Source organism: Luteimonas salinisoli, from assembly GCF_013425525.1.
Classification (GTDB): domain Bacteria; phylum Pseudomonadota; class Gammaproteobacteria; order Xanthomonadales; family Xanthomonadaceae; genus Luteimonas; species Luteimonas salinisoli.
In genome coordinates, this window is the sequence record NZ_JACCKA010000070.1 from 60646 (window position 1) to 75231 (window position 14586).

At 70.3% G+C, this 14586-nt stretch carries 18 protein-coding genes; 8 read left to right on the plus strand and 10 right to left on the minus strand.

The features are described 5' to 3' along the window. Nucleotides 1-68: 68 nt before the first annotated feature. Together H0E84_RS11660 and H0E84_RS11665 are read right to left on the minus strand one after the other, a co-directional pair. On the minus strand, nt 69-1232 hold the full coding sequence (locus tag H0E84_RS11660) for an acyl-CoA dehydrogenase family protein (protein ID WP_180678816.1): 1164 nt from the start codon (nt 1230-1232) through the stop codon (nt 69-71). A gap of 136 nt (nt 1233-1368) precedes the next feature. Then, nucleotides 1369-2163, minus strand: a complete 795-nt coding sequence (locus tag H0E84_RS11665) for a glycine zipper 2TM domain-containing protein (protein WP_180678817.1) — start codon at nt 2161-2163, stop codon at nt 1369-1371. 159 nt (nt 2164-2322) lie between these two features. On the opposite strand from H0E84_RS11665, the gene H0E84_RS11670 reads away from it, so the two are divergent. Both H0E84_RS11670 and H0E84_RS11675 read left to right on the plus strand, forming a co-directional pair. Next, nucleotides 2323-2571: a DUF6116 family protein gene (locus tag H0E84_RS11670; protein ID WP_219339712.1), complete on the plus strand. Its 249-nt coding sequence runs from the start codon at nt 2323-2325 to the stop codon at nt 2569-2571. A 7-nt stretch (nt 2572-2578) separates the two neighbouring features. Continuing rightward, nucleotides 2579-3361 carry a TatD family hydrolase gene (locus tag H0E84_RS11675; RefSeq protein ID WP_180678818.1) on the plus strand — a complete coding sequence of 261 codons (783 nt, stop codon included), beginning with the start codon at nt 2579-2581 and terminating at the stop codon, nt 3359-3361. Nucleotides 3362-3377: 16 nt separating this feature from the next. Here the strand turns inward: H0E84_RS11675 and H0E84_RS11680 are convergent, their stop codons facing one another. After that, on the minus strand, nt 3378-4196 hold the full coding sequence (locus H0E84_RS11680; protein ID WP_180678819.1) for a tRNA threonylcarbamoyladenosine dehydratase: 819 nt from the start codon (nt 4194-4196) through the stop codon (nt 3378-3380). Nucleotides 4197-4279: 83 nt separating this feature from the next. Here H0E84_RS11680 and H0E84_RS11685 point away from each other — a divergent pair, with 83 nt between their 5' ends. After that, complete coding sequence (locus H0E84_RS11685; protein WP_180678820.1) at nt 4280-4732, plus strand: hypothetical protein; 453 nt, start codon at nt 4280-4282, stop codon at nt 4730-4732. 170 nt (nt 4733-4902) lie between these two features. Continuing rightward, on the plus strand, nt 4903-5373 hold the full coding sequence (locus tag H0E84_RS11690; RefSeq protein ID WP_180678821.1) for a glycine zipper 2TM domain-containing protein: 471 nt from the start codon (nt 4903-4905) through the stop codon (nt 5371-5373). Nucleotides 5374-5444: 71 nt separating this feature from the next. Here H0E84_RS11690 and H0E84_RS11695 read toward each other — a convergent pair whose 3' ends face one another. Then, the gene (locus H0E84_RS11695) at nt 5445-5654 is read right to left on the minus strand and encodes a cold-shock protein (RefSeq protein WP_425600487.1); all 210 of its coding nucleotides are present in this window, start codon (nt 5652-5654) and stop codon (nt 5445-5447) included. 263 nt (nt 5655-5917) lie between these two features. Here H0E84_RS11695 and H0E84_RS11700 point away from each other — a divergent pair, with 263 nt between their 5' ends. Next, nucleotides 5918-6418, plus strand: a complete 501-nt coding sequence (locus tag H0E84_RS11700; RefSeq protein ID WP_180678823.1) for a DUF456 domain-containing protein — start codon at nt 5918-5920, stop codon at nt 6416-6418. A gap of 9 nt (nt 6419-6427) precedes the next feature. Next, nucleotides 6428-7591, plus strand: coding sequence for a phospholipase A (locus tag H0E84_RS11705; protein ID WP_180678824.1), 1164 nt, complete (start codon nt 6428-6430; stop codon nt 7589-7591). A gap of 49 nt (nt 7592-7640) precedes the next feature. On the opposite strand, the gene putP is transcribed toward H0E84_RS11705, so the two are convergent. From putP to rlmE, 5 genes are all read right to left on the minus strand, one after another. Then, the gene (putP, locus tag H0E84_RS11710) at nt 7641-9152 is read right to left on the minus strand and encodes a sodium/proline symporter PutP (RefSeq protein ID WP_257644191.1); all 1512 of its coding nucleotides are present in this window, start codon (nt 9150-9152) and stop codon (nt 7641-7643) included. 202 nt (nt 9153-9354) lie between these two features. Continuing rightward, complete coding sequence (folP, locus tag H0E84_RS11715; RefSeq protein WP_180678825.1) at nt 9355-10248, minus strand: dihydropteroate synthase; 894 nt, start codon at nt 10246-10248, stop codon at nt 9355-9357. Then, a complete protein-coding gene (locus tag H0E84_RS11720; protein WP_180678826.1) occupies nt 10249-10437 on the minus strand; it encodes a glycine zipper domain-containing protein in 189 nt (62 codons plus the stop codon). It lies immediately after the preceding gene. A 58-nt stretch (nt 10438-10495) separates the two neighbouring features. Further along, nucleotides 10496-12403: an ATP-dependent zinc metalloprotease FtsH gene (gene ftsH, locus H0E84_RS11725; protein WP_180678827.1), complete on the minus strand. Its 1908-nt coding sequence runs from the start codon at nt 12401-12403 to the stop codon at nt 10496-10498. A gap of 30 nt (nt 12404-12433) precedes the next feature. Further along, nucleotides 12434-13066 carry a 23S rRNA (uridine(2552)-2'-O)-methyltransferase RlmE gene (gene rlmE, locus H0E84_RS11730; RefSeq protein ID WP_180678828.1) on the minus strand — a complete coding sequence of 211 codons (633 nt, stop codon included), beginning with the start codon at nt 13064-13066 and terminating at the stop codon, nt 12434-12436. Between the two features lie 188 nt (nt 13067-13254). Here rlmE and yhbY point away from each other — a divergent pair, with 188 nt between their 5' ends. Together yhbY and H0E84_RS11740 are read left to right on the plus strand one after the other, a co-directional pair. Beyond that, entirely contained in the window at nt 13255-13560 is a 306-nt protein-coding gene (gene yhbY, locus H0E84_RS11735; RefSeq protein ID WP_180678829.1) for a ribosome assembly RNA-binding protein YhbY, read from the plus strand. A 130-nt stretch (nt 13561-13690) separates the two neighbouring features. After that, nucleotides 13691-14065: an Mth938-like domain-containing protein gene (locus tag H0E84_RS11740; protein WP_180678830.1), complete on the plus strand. Its 375-nt coding sequence runs from the start codon at nt 13691-13693 to the stop codon at nt 14063-14065. A 184-nt stretch (nt 14066-14249) separates the two neighbouring features. On the opposite strand, the gene H0E84_RS11745 is transcribed toward H0E84_RS11740, so the two are convergent. Next, nucleotides 14250-14586: murein hydrolase activator EnvC family protein (locus H0E84_RS11745; RefSeq protein ID WP_180678831.1), on the minus strand; the 337-nt coding region annotated here is incomplete at its 5' end.

The window sequence follows — 14586 nt, forward strand, 5'->3', positions numbered from 1 at the left end:
CTGGGAATGGAGACGAGGAGCGAACGAGCCGTCCGGCTTCCGGCCGTGCCCCGCTTCCGCTCCCGGCGTCAGAACGCACTGATGCCGGTCAGCTCGCGCCCGACCACCAGCTGGTGCACCGTCTCGGTGCCCTCGTAGGTGATCACCGACTCCATGTTGAGCGCATGGCGGATCGGGCAGTGTTCGGTGGTAATGCCCGCGCCGCCGAGCAGGTCCCGGGCCTCGCGGGCGATGTCGATCGCCATGCGGCAGTTGTTCCACTTGGCCAGCGACACCTGGGTGGGCTGCATCTTCCCGGCGTCCTTCAGCCGCCCCAGCTGCAGCGACAGCAGCTGCGCGGCTGTGATGCGCCGGGCCCAATCCGCCAGCTTCAGCTGCGCGCTCTGGGTGGCGGCCACCGGGCGGTCGAACAGAATGCGCTCCTTCGAATAGCGCAGCGCCTCGTCCAGGCAGGCTATGGCGGCGCCGATCGGCCCCCAGGTGATGCCGTAGCGCGCCTGGTTCAGGCAGCCGAGCGGCCCCTTGAGGCCCTTCGCGCTCGGCAGTCGGTTGGCCTCCGGCACGCGCACGTTGTCGAAGTACAGCGCGCTGGTCACCGAGGCGCGCAGGCTCATCTTGTGCTTGATTTCCTGGGCGGTGAATCCGGCGAAGTCCTTCTCCAGCACGAAGCCCTGGATGCCGTCGTCGGTCTGCGCCCAGACGATGGCGATGTCGGCCAGATTGCCGTTGGTGATCCACATCTTCGAGCCGTTGACCACCCAGTCCGCACCATCCCGCTTCGCATGGGTCTTCATGTTGGCCGGATCGGAACCGCCGTGCGGCTCGGTCAGGCCGAAGCAGCCGATCACCTTGCCGGCGGCCATGTCCGGCAGCCAGCGCTTGCGCTGCTCCTCGCTGCCGTAGGCGAAGATCGGGTACATGCACAGCGAGGACTGCACGCTGGCGAAGCTGCGGATGCCGGAATCCCCGCGCTCCAGCTCCTGGCAGATCAGCCCATAGCTCACCGCGTTGAGGCCGGCGCAGCCGTATTCCTCCGGCAGGGTGGCGCCAAGCAGGCCCAGGCCGGCGAGTTCCGGAATCAGCTCCTTCGGGAATCGCCCCTGGTCGAAGCAATCGCCGATGATCGGCAGCACGCGCTCGTCGACCAGGCGCGCCACGCTGTCCTGGACCGCGCGCTCCTCGTCGCTGAGCAGGGAACGGACGTCGTAGAGATCGTAGGGATGCAGGGCCATGGGCGCGGAGTCGTTGGGGAAACCCCCATTGTATCGCTCCGCCGGCGGGACGCCCCGCACGCGGCAGAGGCCGGATCGCTCCGGCCCCTGCGTAGCGTCCCGGCGCCCGGCGCCAAGGCCGGACGCGCGGCCCTGCCTACTGGCGCGTGGTCCCGTCGTCGAGCGCCGCGGTCTGGGTGACCACCTGGCCATCCAGCACCGGCAGGCGTTCGCCCGGCTCCTGGGCCATGCGCACGGTGCGCTCGCGGCCGTCGTAGCGGTAGGTCACGTCCCACGCCACCGGCACGTCCTCGGTGCCGAGCTTGATCTTCTCCGCCGGCTTGCTGTCGGTACGCAAGGTGCCGGTGCTGCCGTCCGGATCGCGGTAGGTCACGTTGTACGCGACCACCCGCGAGGACTGCGAGGTGTCCTGCACCGTGCGGCACTGACGGTCGACGCGCTCGACCACCCGGCCGCCGACGTGGTTGCGGTCGACGCGGTTGCCGATGAAGCCGCCGGCTGTGGCGCCGGCCGCGGTGGCCAGCTTGCGGCCGTTGCCGCCGCCGACCTGGTTGCCGACCAGGCCGCCGATCACCGCGCCGGCCACGGTGCCGCCGACGTTGCCGTCGCGCTCGGGCAGGCGTTCCTGCACCACCACGTCCTCGCAGACCTGCCGCGGCGAGCTGCTGGTGGTGGTCTCGCGCACAGGCTCGCTGCCGATCACGGTGGCGTAGAGATCCTGTCGCTCGGTGACCGCCGCGACGTCCAGCACCTCGGCGTACTCGAGGCGGCCGGCGCCGTCCTCGGCGATGGCATCCTCGATCGCCGCGTCGCCGGAGAGCGCGGCATCCGCCTCGGCGCCGGTATCGCGGCTGTTGTTCTGGAACGCGGCCACGGCGACGCCGCCGACCAGGAGAGACGCAAGTGCGATTGCCAGGGTGTTGTTCTTCATGTCGCGCTCCTCGGGGCGATCCCCCCATTCGTCGATGCGATTCGAACATTTCCAACCTGAACAGAGGGCCGCCTGCGCCCCGCCAAACTGAGTCGGCCGTGAACATTGCCGGCACCGCGGCCGTGATAGCGTGATCCGCATCCAATACGGAAACCGGCAATGCGCTCCCTCCTCTTCGCCCCGCTGATGCGCTGGTTCGGCCGGCTCAGCTACCCGCGGCTGTTCGGCGTCACCGCCGGGCTGTTCGTGCTGACCCTGCTGGTTCCGGACCCGATCCCCCTGGTCGACGAACTGCTGCTCGGGCTCGGCACGCTGCTGCTGGCGAACTGGAAGAATCGCGGCGCCGGCGCGGACGACGGCAAGCCGCGGCGCCCGCCGATCGACGGCGAGGCCACGCGTCGCCGCTGAGGTTCCCGTGGCTTCCGCGCTCGTCGACAGCCACTGCCATCTCGATGCCGGCGAGTTCGACCGCGATCGCGCCGCGGTGGTCGCGCGCGCCGTGGCGGCCGGCGTCGCCCGCCAGGTCGTTCCGGCCACCCACGCCGAGGCCTGGCCGAAGCTGCGCGACGTCTGCGCCGCGCATTCCGGCCTGCATCCCGCCTACGGGTTGCACCCGACCTTCCTCGAGCACCATCGCCCCGAGCACCTGGACACGCTGCGCGACTGGCTGGCGCACGAGCGGCCGGTGGCCGTGGGCGAGTGCGGGCTGGACTACTACGTCGAGGGCCTGGACCGCGATGCCCAGCAGCGCTTCTTCGAGGGCCAGCTGCGGCTGGCGCGCGAGTTCGATCTGCCGCTGATCCTCCATGCCCGCCGCGCGGTGGAAGCGGTGATCGTGGCGATCCGCCGCGTCGGCGGGCTGCGCGGTGTGGTGCACAGCTTCGCCGGCAGCGAGGAGCAGGCGCGCCAGTTGTGGGAGATGGATTTCATGATCGGCCTCGGCGGGCCGCTGACCTACGCGCGGGCGAAGCGCCTGCATCGCATCGTGGCCGCCATGCCGATCGAACGGCTGCTGCTCGAGACCGACGCCCCGGACCAGCCCGATGCATCGATCCGCGGACAGCGCAACGAACCGGCGCGCCTGACCCGGGTGCTGGACGCGGTGGCGGAACTGCGCGGCGAAGATCCGGACCGGTTGGCGGCCGCCACCAGCGCGAACGCGCAACGGCTGTTCGGGCTGGACGAGGCGGCCGCGTAGGGCGGCGCCGCCCCGCTCAGGCGTCGCCGGCCGGCGCGGCGGCCGCGGCCTTTCGTCGCAGCAACAGTTCGAGCGCCCGGCCCGCGGCGGCGAAGGCGAACGCACCGGTGAGGTGCGTCGCCGCACCCAGGCCTGCGCCGCAGTCGAGCTTGAGCGCGGCATCCGGGTCCAGTCGCGGCCGCAGCCCGCCGACACTGCCGTCCGCCTGCGGGTAGCGCACGTTCTCCAGCGAATAGACGGCCGGCACGCCGAAGTAGCGTTTCGGTCCTCTTGGAAAGCCGAACTCGGCGCGCAGCTTCTTGCGCACCAGCGCCAGCATCGCGTCGTGCTCGGTGCGCGACAGATCGCGCACCCGCACCAGGGTGGGATCGACCCTGCCGCCCGCGGAGCCGACCGTGATCACCGGCCGCCTGCGGCGGCGGCACCAGGCGATCGCCTCGACCTTGGTGCGAAAGCTGTCGCAGGCGTCGACCACGAGGTCGAAGCTGCGGTCCAGCAGCGCGTCGAGGTTCGACGGGGTGAGGAAGGCCGCCACCGGCTCCGCCTGCATGCGCGGGCTGATCGCCAGGCAGCGCTCCGCCATCGCCTCCGCCTTGCCGCGGCCATATTGCCCGAGCAGCGCCGGGAGCTGCCGGTTGGTATTGGACAGGCACAGGTCGTCGGCGTCGATCAGGGTGAGGTGGCCCACGCCGCTGCGCGCGAGCGCCTCGGCCAGCCACGAACCCACCCCGCCCAGCCCGACGACCGCCACCCGCACGCCCGCCAGCCGCGCCACCGTGCCGCGCCCGTAGAGCCGGTCGATGCCGGAGAAGCGGTCGCCCCAGTCCTGTTCCATCCGCATAGTCTAGCGGCGGCCGGCCAACGACCGGCATGCTATGTTCGCCTTCGCGGCAGCAAGCCGAACGCACGGAGCCAGCCATGTCGAACCCGTCCGACGACATCGACACCACCCGCAGGCCGTCCGCGGCCGGCCGCTACCTGTTCCTGTTCCTGCTCGGCCTGCTGGTCGGCGTAGTCGCCACGGTGATGATCGTGCGCGCGCTCGAAGCCCGCGCCGACCACTTTCCCGACAGCGTGATGCACGTGCAGCAGTGGCACTTGGGCCAGTTGCGCAGCCGCGTCGACGAGAACCGCTGTGGCGCCACCGATATCCTTCCGCACCTGCGCGCGCTGCGCACCATGAGCGACAATCTCGAGCCCGCGTTCCCGAAGCTGCGCGAGGATCGCCGCTTCGCGCAGCACGCCAGCGCCATGCGCGCCACCCTCGACGGCGCCCTGGCCTCGCCGCCGCTCAACTGTGCAGGGCTCGGCACCACGGCCAAGGAGATCGGCGAGTCCTGCAGCGGCTGCCACCGCGATTTCCGCGGCTGACCGCGGCCCGGCGGCACCGCGCTGAACCCCGGCTGCACCGCGCCGCCCCCCGGCCGCCGGCTGGGCCGGAATTGTCGGCGTGTTCACGAAGACGCTTCTACGCTCGCGATGGTGGAGCACCGGCCCAGCGCCGGCCCCCTCCCCGATATCCCATTCCGGAGAACAACGCGATGAAGACCCGACTGATCGGCACCGCAGCGATCGCAGCCGCCCTTGCCATGGCCGGTTGTGCCAGCACTTCCCCGGGGTACGGCAGCGGATACGGCAGCGCCCCGCAATCCGGCTACGGCACCTCCTGCTACGACTGCGGCACCGTGACCCGCATCGACCGCACCACCGACGGCAAGCCGAACGTCGCCGGTCCGCTGCTCGGCGGCGTGGTCGGCGCAGTGGCCGGCAAGGAACTGGCGCGCCGCAACACCGACAGCGAGGGCCGCCGCAACGTCGCGACGGCCGGCGGCGCGATCGCCGGCGCGGTGGCGGGCAATGCGATCCAGAACCGCGTCGAGGGCAGCGGCATGTACAACGTGCACGTGCGCATGGACGACGGCCGCACGATGGTGCTGTCGCAGGCCGAGGTCGGCGGTCTCCGCGAGGGGACCTACGTGAGGGTCCAGAACGGCCGGGCCTACGCGCGCTGAGATCGGTCCCCCAGAGCACAAGAAAACCCGGCCGCGAGGCCGGGTTTTTTTACGAGACGGCGCATGCCGGATCAGGCCGATTCGACCGCGTCCGCCTGCAGGCCCTTCTGCCCCTGGACCACCACGAAGCTCACCTTCTGCCCTTCCTTCAGGCTCTTGAAGCCCTCCATCTGGATCGCACGGAAGTGCACGAAGACGTCCTCGCCGCTCTCGCGACTGATGAAGCCGAAGCCCTTGGCGTCGTTGAACCATTTCACGGTACCGATTTCGCGGTCTGACATGCGCATCACTCCCTGGAACTGATCGCTGCTCTGTAGGATCGACGGACACCGTTGCCGGCGGCTGGTTGCAAGGAGGATGCGGGAACCACGATGTAGCGGACCAGAGACGCTGCAAGCGCGGATCGACTGCGCCCAGGCCACGTTTCAGGTGGCCTTGACAAACACAGCGCGAGAAAATTACCCCGGCATTTGCCAGAATGCAATCCCGCTCCACGGCCCTTCCCGGCCGCATCCCGCGACCGCCCGTCCCCTCCTGGAGAGCCATGGAACCGCAGTCCATCTGGTACGCGATCGCGCTGGTGCTGGTGCTCGCCGGCCTTGCCGGCACGGTCCTCCCGGCCCTGCCCGGCCTCCCACTGGTGTTCGCCGGCATGGTGCTCGCCGCATGGGCCGGGGGCTTCGCCGAGGTCGGTCCGATGGCGCTGGTGGCGCTGGGCGTGCTGACCCTGCTCTCGGTGCTGGTCGATTTCTGGGCCACGGCGATGGGAGCCAAGCGGGTCGGCGCCAGCCGCACCGCGCTGGTGGGCGCGGTGGTGGGGACGTTCGCGGGCCTGTTCTTCGGCATCGTCGGCGTGTTCGTCGGGCCGTTCGCTGGCGCGATGATCGGGGAGCTGCTGCACCGGCGCCGGATCGATCCGCGCGGCTTCGGCCACGCCACGCGGGTCGGCGCGGGCACCTGGATCGGCATCGTCGTGGCGGTGGCGCTCAAGCTCATGCTCGCCTGCGCCATGATCGGCATCTTCGCCCTGGCCTGGTTCACCTGAGGATTCCCGATGACCCGCAACCTCGCCGCCGCCGCCCTCGCCCTCGCCCTCGCGCCATGGATCGCCCGGGCCGCCGAGCCGGCCACGGCGCTCGCGGCGTGCGCCGGCATCGAAAACGATTCGATGCGCCTGGCCTGCTACGACGAGGCCATGCAGCGGACCGCTCTCGACCCCGCCGCGGCCGATGCCGCCGCCGAACGCGCGCAGCTGGAACGCCAGGCGGCCACCGTGTCTGCGGACCGAGAGGACGAAGCGGCGCTCCCCGACGCAGCCCCCGGGCGGGCGGGCAGTCGGTTGTCCGAACTCTTCGTCCACGACGACGGCGACCCGATCCGAGCCGCGATCGCCAACGTCGGCAAGGGCTCGCTGCTCGACACCCGCTGGGAGCTGGCGCGCGACTCCAAGCTCGGACTGTTCAACTTCCGCGCCTACAAGCCGGTCTACCTGCTGCCGGCGTTCTGGACCACCGACGCCAATCCCGCGCCGCGCTCGCCCAATCCGGACAACACCGTCACCGACCCCGCCGCGCTCGACAACCTCGAGGCCAAGTTCCAGATCAGCTTCAAGACCAAGGCGCTGGAGAACCTGATCGGCGACAACGGCGACCTGTGGATGGGCTATACCCAGAGCTCGCGCTGGCAGGTCTACAACAACGATGCCTCGCGTCCGTTCCGCGAGACCAACTACGAGCCCGAGGTGCTGCTGGTCTTCCGCAACGGCTATCGCCTGCCGGGCGGCTGGCGCGGCCGGATGTCGGCGGTCGGCATCAACCACCAGTCCAACGGGCGCGAGGATCCGCTGTCGCGCAGCTGGAACCGGGTGATGTTCAATTTCGGCTTCGATCGCGAGGACTGGGCGCTCATGGTCCGGCCATGGGTCCGCATCTCGGACGGCAACGACGACGACAATCCCGACATCGAGGACTACATGGGGCGCGGCGACCTCACCCTGGTCCACGTACGCGGCGGCCACCAGTTCTCGCTGATGGCGCGCCACTCGCTGCGCGGCGGCGACCGCTCGCACGGGGCGCTGCAGTTCGACTGGGGTTTCCCGATCCACCGCGCGTTCCGCGGCCACGTGCAGCTGTTCGACGGCTACGGCGAGAGCCTGATCGACTACAACCACCGCGCCACCTACATCGGTCTCGGCATCTCGTTGCAGGAGTGGTTCTAGCGCCCGCCGACGCCGCTGGAGCATGGCGCATCGACAAGCGACCCCGGGCTCAGTAACCGGTCTCGCGCAGCGACAGCCGTACCTGCTCGTGGGTCGCCTGGATCTCCCGCGGCGGCTCGCGATCGAGCAGGCTGGCCACGACGATCGCGACCGTGGCCGCCGCAAAGCCCGGCACCATCTCGTACAGTTCGAAGCCGAAACGGCCGATCGCGACCTGCTTCCAGAAGATCACCGTGGCGGCGCCGACCACCATTCCGGCGAGGGCGCCGTTGCGGGTCATGCGCTGCCAGAACAGCGAGAACAGCACCACCGGGCCGAACGCGGCGCCGAAGCCGGCCCAGGCGTACGACACCAGTCCCAGCACCCGGCTGTCCGGATCGCGCGCCAGCCACAGCGCCAGCAGTGCGACCAGCAGCACGCTGGCCCGGCCGACCCAGACCAGCTCGTACTGCCCCGCCTGCTTGCGCAGGAAGCCGCGATAGAAGTCCTCGGAGAGCACGCTCGAGCAGACCAGCAGCTGGCTGGATAGCGTACTCATCACCGCCGCCAGGATCGCCGAGAGGATGATGCCAGCCACCCAGGGGTTGAACAGCTGCTCGACCAGACTAATGAAGACGCGCTCGGCGTTGGCCTCGACCGGCCCGGCCGCGCCGGGGTTGGCGGCGTAGTAGGCGATCCCGAGGAAGCCGACGGTCAGCGACCCCGCCAGGCACAGGGTCATCCAGCCCATGCCGATCCGCCGCGCGACCGGGATGGTGGCGATGCTGTCGGCGGCCATGAAGCGCGCCAGGATGTGCGGCTGGCCGAAGTAGCCCAGCCCCCACGCCAGCAGCGAGACGACGCCGATCCAGCCGAGCTGGCCGCCGCGGAACCAGTCGAGCCGCGACGGATCGACGTTGCCGATCGCCTCCATGCCGGCCTCGAAACCGCCGACGTGCATCAGCACGATCACCGGCGTGAGCAGCAGCGCGAAGAACATCAGCGTGCCCTGCGCGGTGTCGGTCCAGCTGACCGCGAGGAATCCGCCGACCAGCGTATAGAGGATGGTCACCGCGGCGCCCCACCAGATCGCCTGCGCGTAGGGCATGCCGAACACGCTCTCGAACAGGCGCGCTCCGGCGACCACGCCGGATGCGCAATAGACCGCGAAGAAGACCAGGATCACCGTGGCCGAAAGCACCCGCAGGGCGCGGCCGCGGTCCTGGAAGCGGCTGGTGAAGAAGTCCGGCAGGGTCAGCGCGTTGCTGGTGCGCTCGGTGTAGACGCGCAGCGGGCCGGCGACGTACTTCCAGTTGAGCCACGCGCCGCTCACCAGGCCGAGGGCGATCCAGGCTTCGGACAGGCCGCCCAGGTACATCGCGCCCGGCAGGCCCATCAGCAGCCAGCCGCTCATGTCCGAGGCCCCGGCCGACAACGCCGTCACGCCCGGTCCCAGGCGTCGCCCGCCGAGGATGTAGTCGTCGAAGTTCTTGGTCGAGCGCCAGGCGACGAAGCCGATCAGCACCATCGCCGCGAGGTAGATGGTGAACATGACGATGAGCGGCGTGCTTGCTGCCAGCATGGGCGAAGGGCTCCTCTGGTGGGCGTGGGCGCGCGTCCGGATCGCGGCGCGAATGGACCAGCCTAACGCACCGCGTCGCCGACTTCAGCCCGAATCATCCACAGCGACTGTGGACAAGTACGCGGGCGAAGCTGTGGACAAGTGCGGGCGGCGGCGGCGCGGCGCGCCCCCTGCCCGGTCTGGCGAGATTCTCGCCAGCGCGTCAGGCGTCGTCCGGCCAGGCCGGCGCGGCGGCGGACGCCCGCGGCTCCGGCTGCGCCGCGACCGCTTCCCACACCCGCAGCGCGTCCACCGTGGCGGCGACGTCGTGCACGCGCACCATCCTGGCGCCGCGCTGTACGGCGATCAGGTGCGCGGCCACCGAACCGTGCACGCGCGCAGCCGGCTCCGCGCGTCCCGTCGTCTCGCCGATGGTGCGCTTGCGCGAGAGCCCCGCCAGCAGCGGCGTCCCGAGTTCGCACAGGCGCCGCAGCTGCGCCAGCAGCAGCAGATTGTGGCCGCCGTCCTTGCCGAAGCCGAAACCGGGATCGACCACGATCCTCGCCCGGGGAATCCCGGCCATCTCCGCCGCGAAGATGCGCTCGGCGAGGAAACGGTGCACCTCGGCGACGACGTCGTCGTACGCGGGCGCGTCCTGCATCGATCCCGGGACGCCGAGCATGTGCATCAGCACCACGGGCACGCCCAGCGAAGCCGCGGCGTCGAGCGCGCCCTCGCGGCGCAGCGCGTAGACGTCGTTGATCATCCCGGCGCCGGCGTCGACCGCGGCGCGCATCACTTCCGGCTTGGAGGTATCGATGCTGATCGGCAGCGCGGTTTCGGCGGCGAGGCGCCGGACCACCGGCACCACACGCCGCAGTTCCTCCTCGAGCGGCACGTTCTCCGCGCCGGGCCGCGTCGACTCGCCGCCGACGTCGAGCAGGTCCGCCCCCTCCTCCGCCAGCCGCAGCCCATGCGCGACGGCGGCGGCGGCGTCGGCATGCGCGCCGCCGTCGGAGAACGAGTCCGGGGTGACGTTGACGATCCCCATCACCCGCGCCCGGTCCAGCTTCAGCACGCGGCCGGCGCAGTCGAGCTGCGGAACGACGTCGAACATTCAGTCGCCGTCCCGCTTCGACCGGCCGCCGTGCAGGGCGATACCGAAGGCCAAGCCGATCGCCAGGCCGATGCCGATGCCCATGGCGACGTTGTCCAGCGCCACGCCGATGGCGACGCCCACCGCCAGTCCGAGCCCGAGGCCGAGCGGAAAACGGGTGAATCCATCGGGCTTTCCGGGATCGCTCATGAGTCCCCTCCTGCACGCCGTGCAGCGGGCTGCGCCCGTCCCGCCGCTCGACTCTTGCTCAGGTCTGCTCCGCCGGACCGCCGATCGGCGGCAGCGGGCGGTTTCCGCCCTGGTCGCCGTCGTCCCTGCCGGGGCGGTTCCAGCCGATCGGCGGCGGCGGATCGCGGCCTTCCATGACCGCATCGATCTGCGGCACGTCGATGGTCTCGTACTCGAGCAGCAGCTTGGCCATCACGTGCAGCTTGTCGAGATTCTCGGTGAGGATCTTGGTGGTGCGGCCGTACGCCTTGTCGAGGATCCCGCGCACCACCTCGTCGATCCTGCGCGCGGTGTCGTCGGAGACGGACTTGTGCTGGGTCACCGAGCGGCCGAGGAACACCTCGTCCTCGTCCTCGCTGTAGGCGATCGGCCCCATCTCGTCCGACAGGCCCCACTTGGTGACCATGTTGCGCGCCATCTTGGTCGCGCGCTCGATGTCGTTGGAGGCGCCTGTGGTGACCTTGTCCTCGCCGAAGATCAGCTCCTCGGCGACGCGGCCGCCGTACAGCGAACACAGCTGCGACTCGATCGCGGTGCGGTTGAAGCTGTACTTGTCGCCCTCGGGCAGGTACATGGTCACGCCCAGGGCCCTGCCGCGGGGAATGATCGTGACCTTGTAGACCGGGTCGTGCTCGGGCACCAGGCGGCCGACGATGGCGTGGCCGGCCTCGTGGTAGGCGGTCAGCGTCTTCTCGTCCTCGCTCATCGCCATCGAGCGGCGCTCGGCGCCCATCAGGATCTTGTCGCGGGCGCGGTCGAAATGTTCCATGCGCACTTCGCGGGCGTTCTCGCGCGCGGCGAACAGCGCCGCCTCGTTGACCAGATTGGCCAGGTCCGCGCCGGAGAAGCCCGGGGTGCCGCGTGCCACCACCAGCGGCTTCACGTCCTCGTCCAGGGGCACCTTGCGCATGTGCACCTTGAGAATCTGTTCGCGGCCCTTGACGTCGGGCAGCCCGACCACGACCTGGCGGTCGAAGCGGCCCGGGCGCAGCAGCGCCGGGTCGAGCACGTCGGGACGGTTGGTCGCGGCGATCACGATCACGCCCTCGCCGCCCTCGAAGCCGTCCATCTCCACCAGCAGCTGGTTGAGGGTCTGTTCGCGCTCGTCGTGGCCGCCGCCCAGGCCGGCGCCGCGGTGGCGGCCGACGGCGTCGATCTCGTCGATGAAGATGATGCACGGCGCGTGCTTCTTGGCCTGCTCGAACATGTCGCGCACGCGGCTGGCGCCGACGCCGACGAACATCTCGACGAAGTCGGAGCCGGAAATCGAGAAGAACGGCACCTTGGCCTCGCCGGCGATGGCCTTGGCCAGCAGGGTCTTGCCAGTGCCGGGGGGACCGACCATCAGCACGCCGCGCGGGATCTTGCCGCCCAGCTTCTGGAACCTGGACGGGTCGCGCAGGAACTCGACCAGCTCCTCCACCTCTTCCTTGGCCTCGTCGCAGCCGGCGACGTCGGCGAAGGTGATCTTCGACTGGTCTTCGCTGAGCAGCTTGGCGCGCGAGCGTCCGAAGGACATCGCGCCCTTGCCGCCGCCCTGCTGCATCTGCCGCATCATGAAGAAGAAGAAGCCGATGATCAGCAGGACCGGCAGGAAGTTGATCAGGATGTAGACGAGCGACGGGCCGGTGGACGGCCGCTCCTGCTTGATCTCGACGTTGTGGTTGATCAGGTCGTCGACCATGCGTTCGTCGCGGCGCGGCGCGATCACCGTGCCGGTGGCGCCGTCCTTGCGCTGGAAGGTGATGGTCCGCTCGTCCTCGGCGATGTCCACCTTCCCGATGCGGTCGGCCCGCACCTCCTCCATGAACTGCGAGTACACCACCTCCTCGGTGCCTGCGGTGCGCGGGCTGAAGCTCTGGAACACCACCATCAGCACGACGGCGACGATCACCCAGAGCATCAGATTCTTGACCAGATCGTTCATGGATTCCTTCTCGGGCGCTTCGGCGCCATGCTACTTCATCTGTGCCCGCTTGCCCTGGGCCAGGGCATAGACTTCCGGCGAACGCTGGCGCGACGCCGAGGGCTTGCGGATCGACACCCTGTCGTAACGGCGTCGCAGTTCCCGGACGTAGTCGTCGAACCCCACGCCCTGGAACAGCTTGATCAAGAAGGCGCCGCCCGGACGCAGGTGGCGGTCGGAAAACTCCATCGCCAGTTCCGCCAGGTGCATCGCCCGCGGCTGATCCACCGCGTCCATGCCACTCTTGTTGGGGGCCATGTCCGACAACACAAGGTCGACCGGGTCACCGCCGAGCAGCGTCTCAAGGGAAGATAAGACCGCATCTTCCCTGAAGTCGCCATGAAGAAACTCCACCCCCGCCAGGGAGGGCATGTCGAGGATGTCCAGCGCGACCACCCGGCCCCGCTCGCCCATCGCCTGCCGCACCCACTGCGACCAGCCTCCGGGCGCCGCGCCCAGGTCGACCACGGTCATTCCCGGCCTGAGCAGACCGTCGCGGGCGACCAGTTCCTCGAGCTTGTACGCGGCGCGCGAGCGCAAGCCCTCGGCCTGTGCCCGCTTCACGTACGGGTCGGAGAAGTGCTCCTTCAGCCAGCGCTGGCTGCTCTTGCTGCGCGATGCCACGATCAGCCCCGTCCCGGTCCCGGCCGGGGACCGGTCCCGGCACCGGCGCGCGCCCGGCGCGGGGCACGCGGCAGGGGACTGGGGACCGGCGGATCGGGGCAAAGGGGCATCGGCAGGGGCGGTGGCGGCCGCTGGGGCATTCGGGGCGCCATGATACCCTGCAGGCCCCTACGTTCCCGTCGCACCGCATGAGTATCGCCCTGACCGCCGCACAGTCCAGATTTCTCCGCGGTCAGGCCCACGGGCTCAAGGCGATCCTGCAGGTGGGCGGCAAGGGACTGACCGGCGCAGTGGTGTCCGAAGTGGACGGCGCCCTGGAGCACCACGAGCTGATCAAGGTGAAGGTGATGGCCGGCGACCGCGAGGCCCGCGACGCGATGGTCGCCGACCTGGCCTCCCGCTGCGCCGCTGCGCTGGTCCAGCGCATCGGCAACGTGGCGGTGCTCTACCGGCCATCGAAGGACAAACGCCAGATCGTGCTGCCGCGGCCGTAGTCCGCAGGCCGCGTACGCGGTCGCGCGCTCCCACCCGCCTTCCGTCGGCGCCGCCTCCGCGGACCGCACCTGCGCGGCGCTACCATGTCCAGGTCGGGCGCCCGGCAGGGCGCCGCCGGAATCTCCGTTCATGCAGCTCACCCTCGAAAACCCCGATTTCGAATTCTTCCTGCGCGCCGCCGCCGGCGGCTCGGCGGTGGTCAACGACCGCGAGCTGCGCACGAGCTTCATCGTCGCCCCCGACGCGCTGGTCGAGGACTGGCCGGTGCGCGACGCGGCGGCCATGGTCCCGGCCGACCTGGAGCCGCTGCTGGCGCTGGCGCCGGAACTGGTGCTGCTCGGGACCGGCGCGGGTCAGGTCTTCCCGCCGCCGGCGGTAACGGCCGCCTGCCTGTCGCGCGGGATCGGCCTGGAAAGCATGAGCAACGCCGCCGCGGCGCGTACCTACCAGGTGCTGGCCGGCGAGGGACGACGGGTCGTGGCGGGATTCATCCTGGCGGGATGAACACTCGCATTCTCGCCATGGATGGTCGGGAATCGGCGGATCCGCACGGACATCGTCGCGAGGTCGGCGGCATCCGCGCACCGGCGGCGCTGGGCATGCCGCTGTTGCGCGACGGAAGCCGCGGTCATCGCGCGATCGTCGGATCCTGGCCGGGAACGCCAGCCACCGCGGTCTTGCGCGGCATTCAACGCCGCGGCAGGTATCCGAGCGGATCGACCGGCCTGCCGTTGTGGCGGATCTCGAAGTGCAGCATGTCGCGGGCGGCGCCGCTGCGGCCCATCTCGGCGATCTGCTGGCCGGCGCGCACGCGTTCGCCCTCGTTGACCAGCCGCGCGCGGTTGTGGCCGTACGCCGAGAGCCACTGCTCGTCGTGCTTGACGATGATCAGTTCGCCGTAACCCACCAGCCCGGACCCCGAATACACCACCACGCCGTCGCCCGCGGCGCGCACCGGCTGGCCGCCGCTGCCGGCGATACCGATGCCCTGGCGGGTCGGATCGCCGGCTGCGAACCTGGCGACG

Bases quoted from the DNA above. Each gene is read 5' to 3' on its own strand.
- H0E84_RS11700 (WP_180678823.1), top strand. From the start codon at position 5,918: ATGGAACCGCAGTCCATCTGGTACGCGATCGCGCTGGTGCTGGTGCTC.
- H0E84_RS11695 (WP_425600487.1), bottom strand. From the start codon at position 5,654: ATGTCAGACCGCGAAATCGGTACCGTGAAATGGTTCAACGACGCCAAG.
- putP (WP_257644191.1), bottom strand. From the start codon at position 9,152: ATGCTGGCAGCAAGCACGCCGCTCATCGTCATGTTCACCATCTACCTC.
- H0E84_RS11660 (WP_180678816.1), bottom strand. From the start codon at position 1,232: ATGGCCCTGCATCCCTACGATCTCTACGACGTCCGTTCCCTGCTCAGC.
- H0E84_RS11720 (WP_180678826.1), bottom strand. From the start codon at position 10,437: ATGAGCGATCCCGGAAAGCCCGATGGATTCACCCGTTTTCCGCTCGGC.
- H0E84_RS11690 (WP_180678821.1), top strand. From the start codon at position 4,903: ATGAAGACCCGACTGATCGGCACCGCAGCGATCGCAGCCGCCCTTGCC.
- H0E84_RS11680 (WP_180678819.1), bottom strand. From the start codon at position 4,196: ATGGAACAGGACTGGGGCGACCGCTTCTCCGGCATCGACCGGCTCTAC.
- folP (WP_180678825.1), bottom strand. From the start codon at position 10,248: ATGTTCGACGTCGTTCCGCAGCTCGACTGCGCCGGCCGCGTGCTGAAG.
- yhbY (WP_180678829.1), top strand. From the start codon at position 13,255: ATGAGTATCGCCCTGACCGCCGCACAGTCCAGATTTCTCCGCGGTCAG.
- H0E84_RS11670 (WP_219339712.1), top strand. From the start codon at position 2,323: ATGCGCTCCCTCCTCTTCGCCCCGCTGATGCGCTGGTTCGGCCGGCTC.
- H0E84_RS11685 (WP_180678820.1), top strand. From the start codon at position 4,280: ATGTCGAACCCGTCCGACGACATCGACACCACCCGCAGGCCGTCCGCG.
- H0E84_RS11665 (WP_180678817.1), bottom strand. From the start codon at position 2,163: ATGAAGAACAACACCCTGGCAATCGCACTTGCGTCTCTCCTGGTCGGC.
- H0E84_RS11705 (WP_180678824.1), top strand. From the start codon at position 6,428: ATGACCCGCAACCTCGCCGCCGCCGCCCTCGCCCTCGCCCTCGCGCCA.
- H0E84_RS11740 (WP_180678830.1), top strand. From the start codon at position 13,691: ATGCAGCTCACCCTCGAAAACCCCGATTTCGAATTCTTCCTGCGCGCC.
- ftsH (WP_180678827.1), bottom strand. From the start codon at position 12,403: ATGAACGATCTGGTCAAGAATCTGATGCTCTGGGTGATCGTCGCCGTC.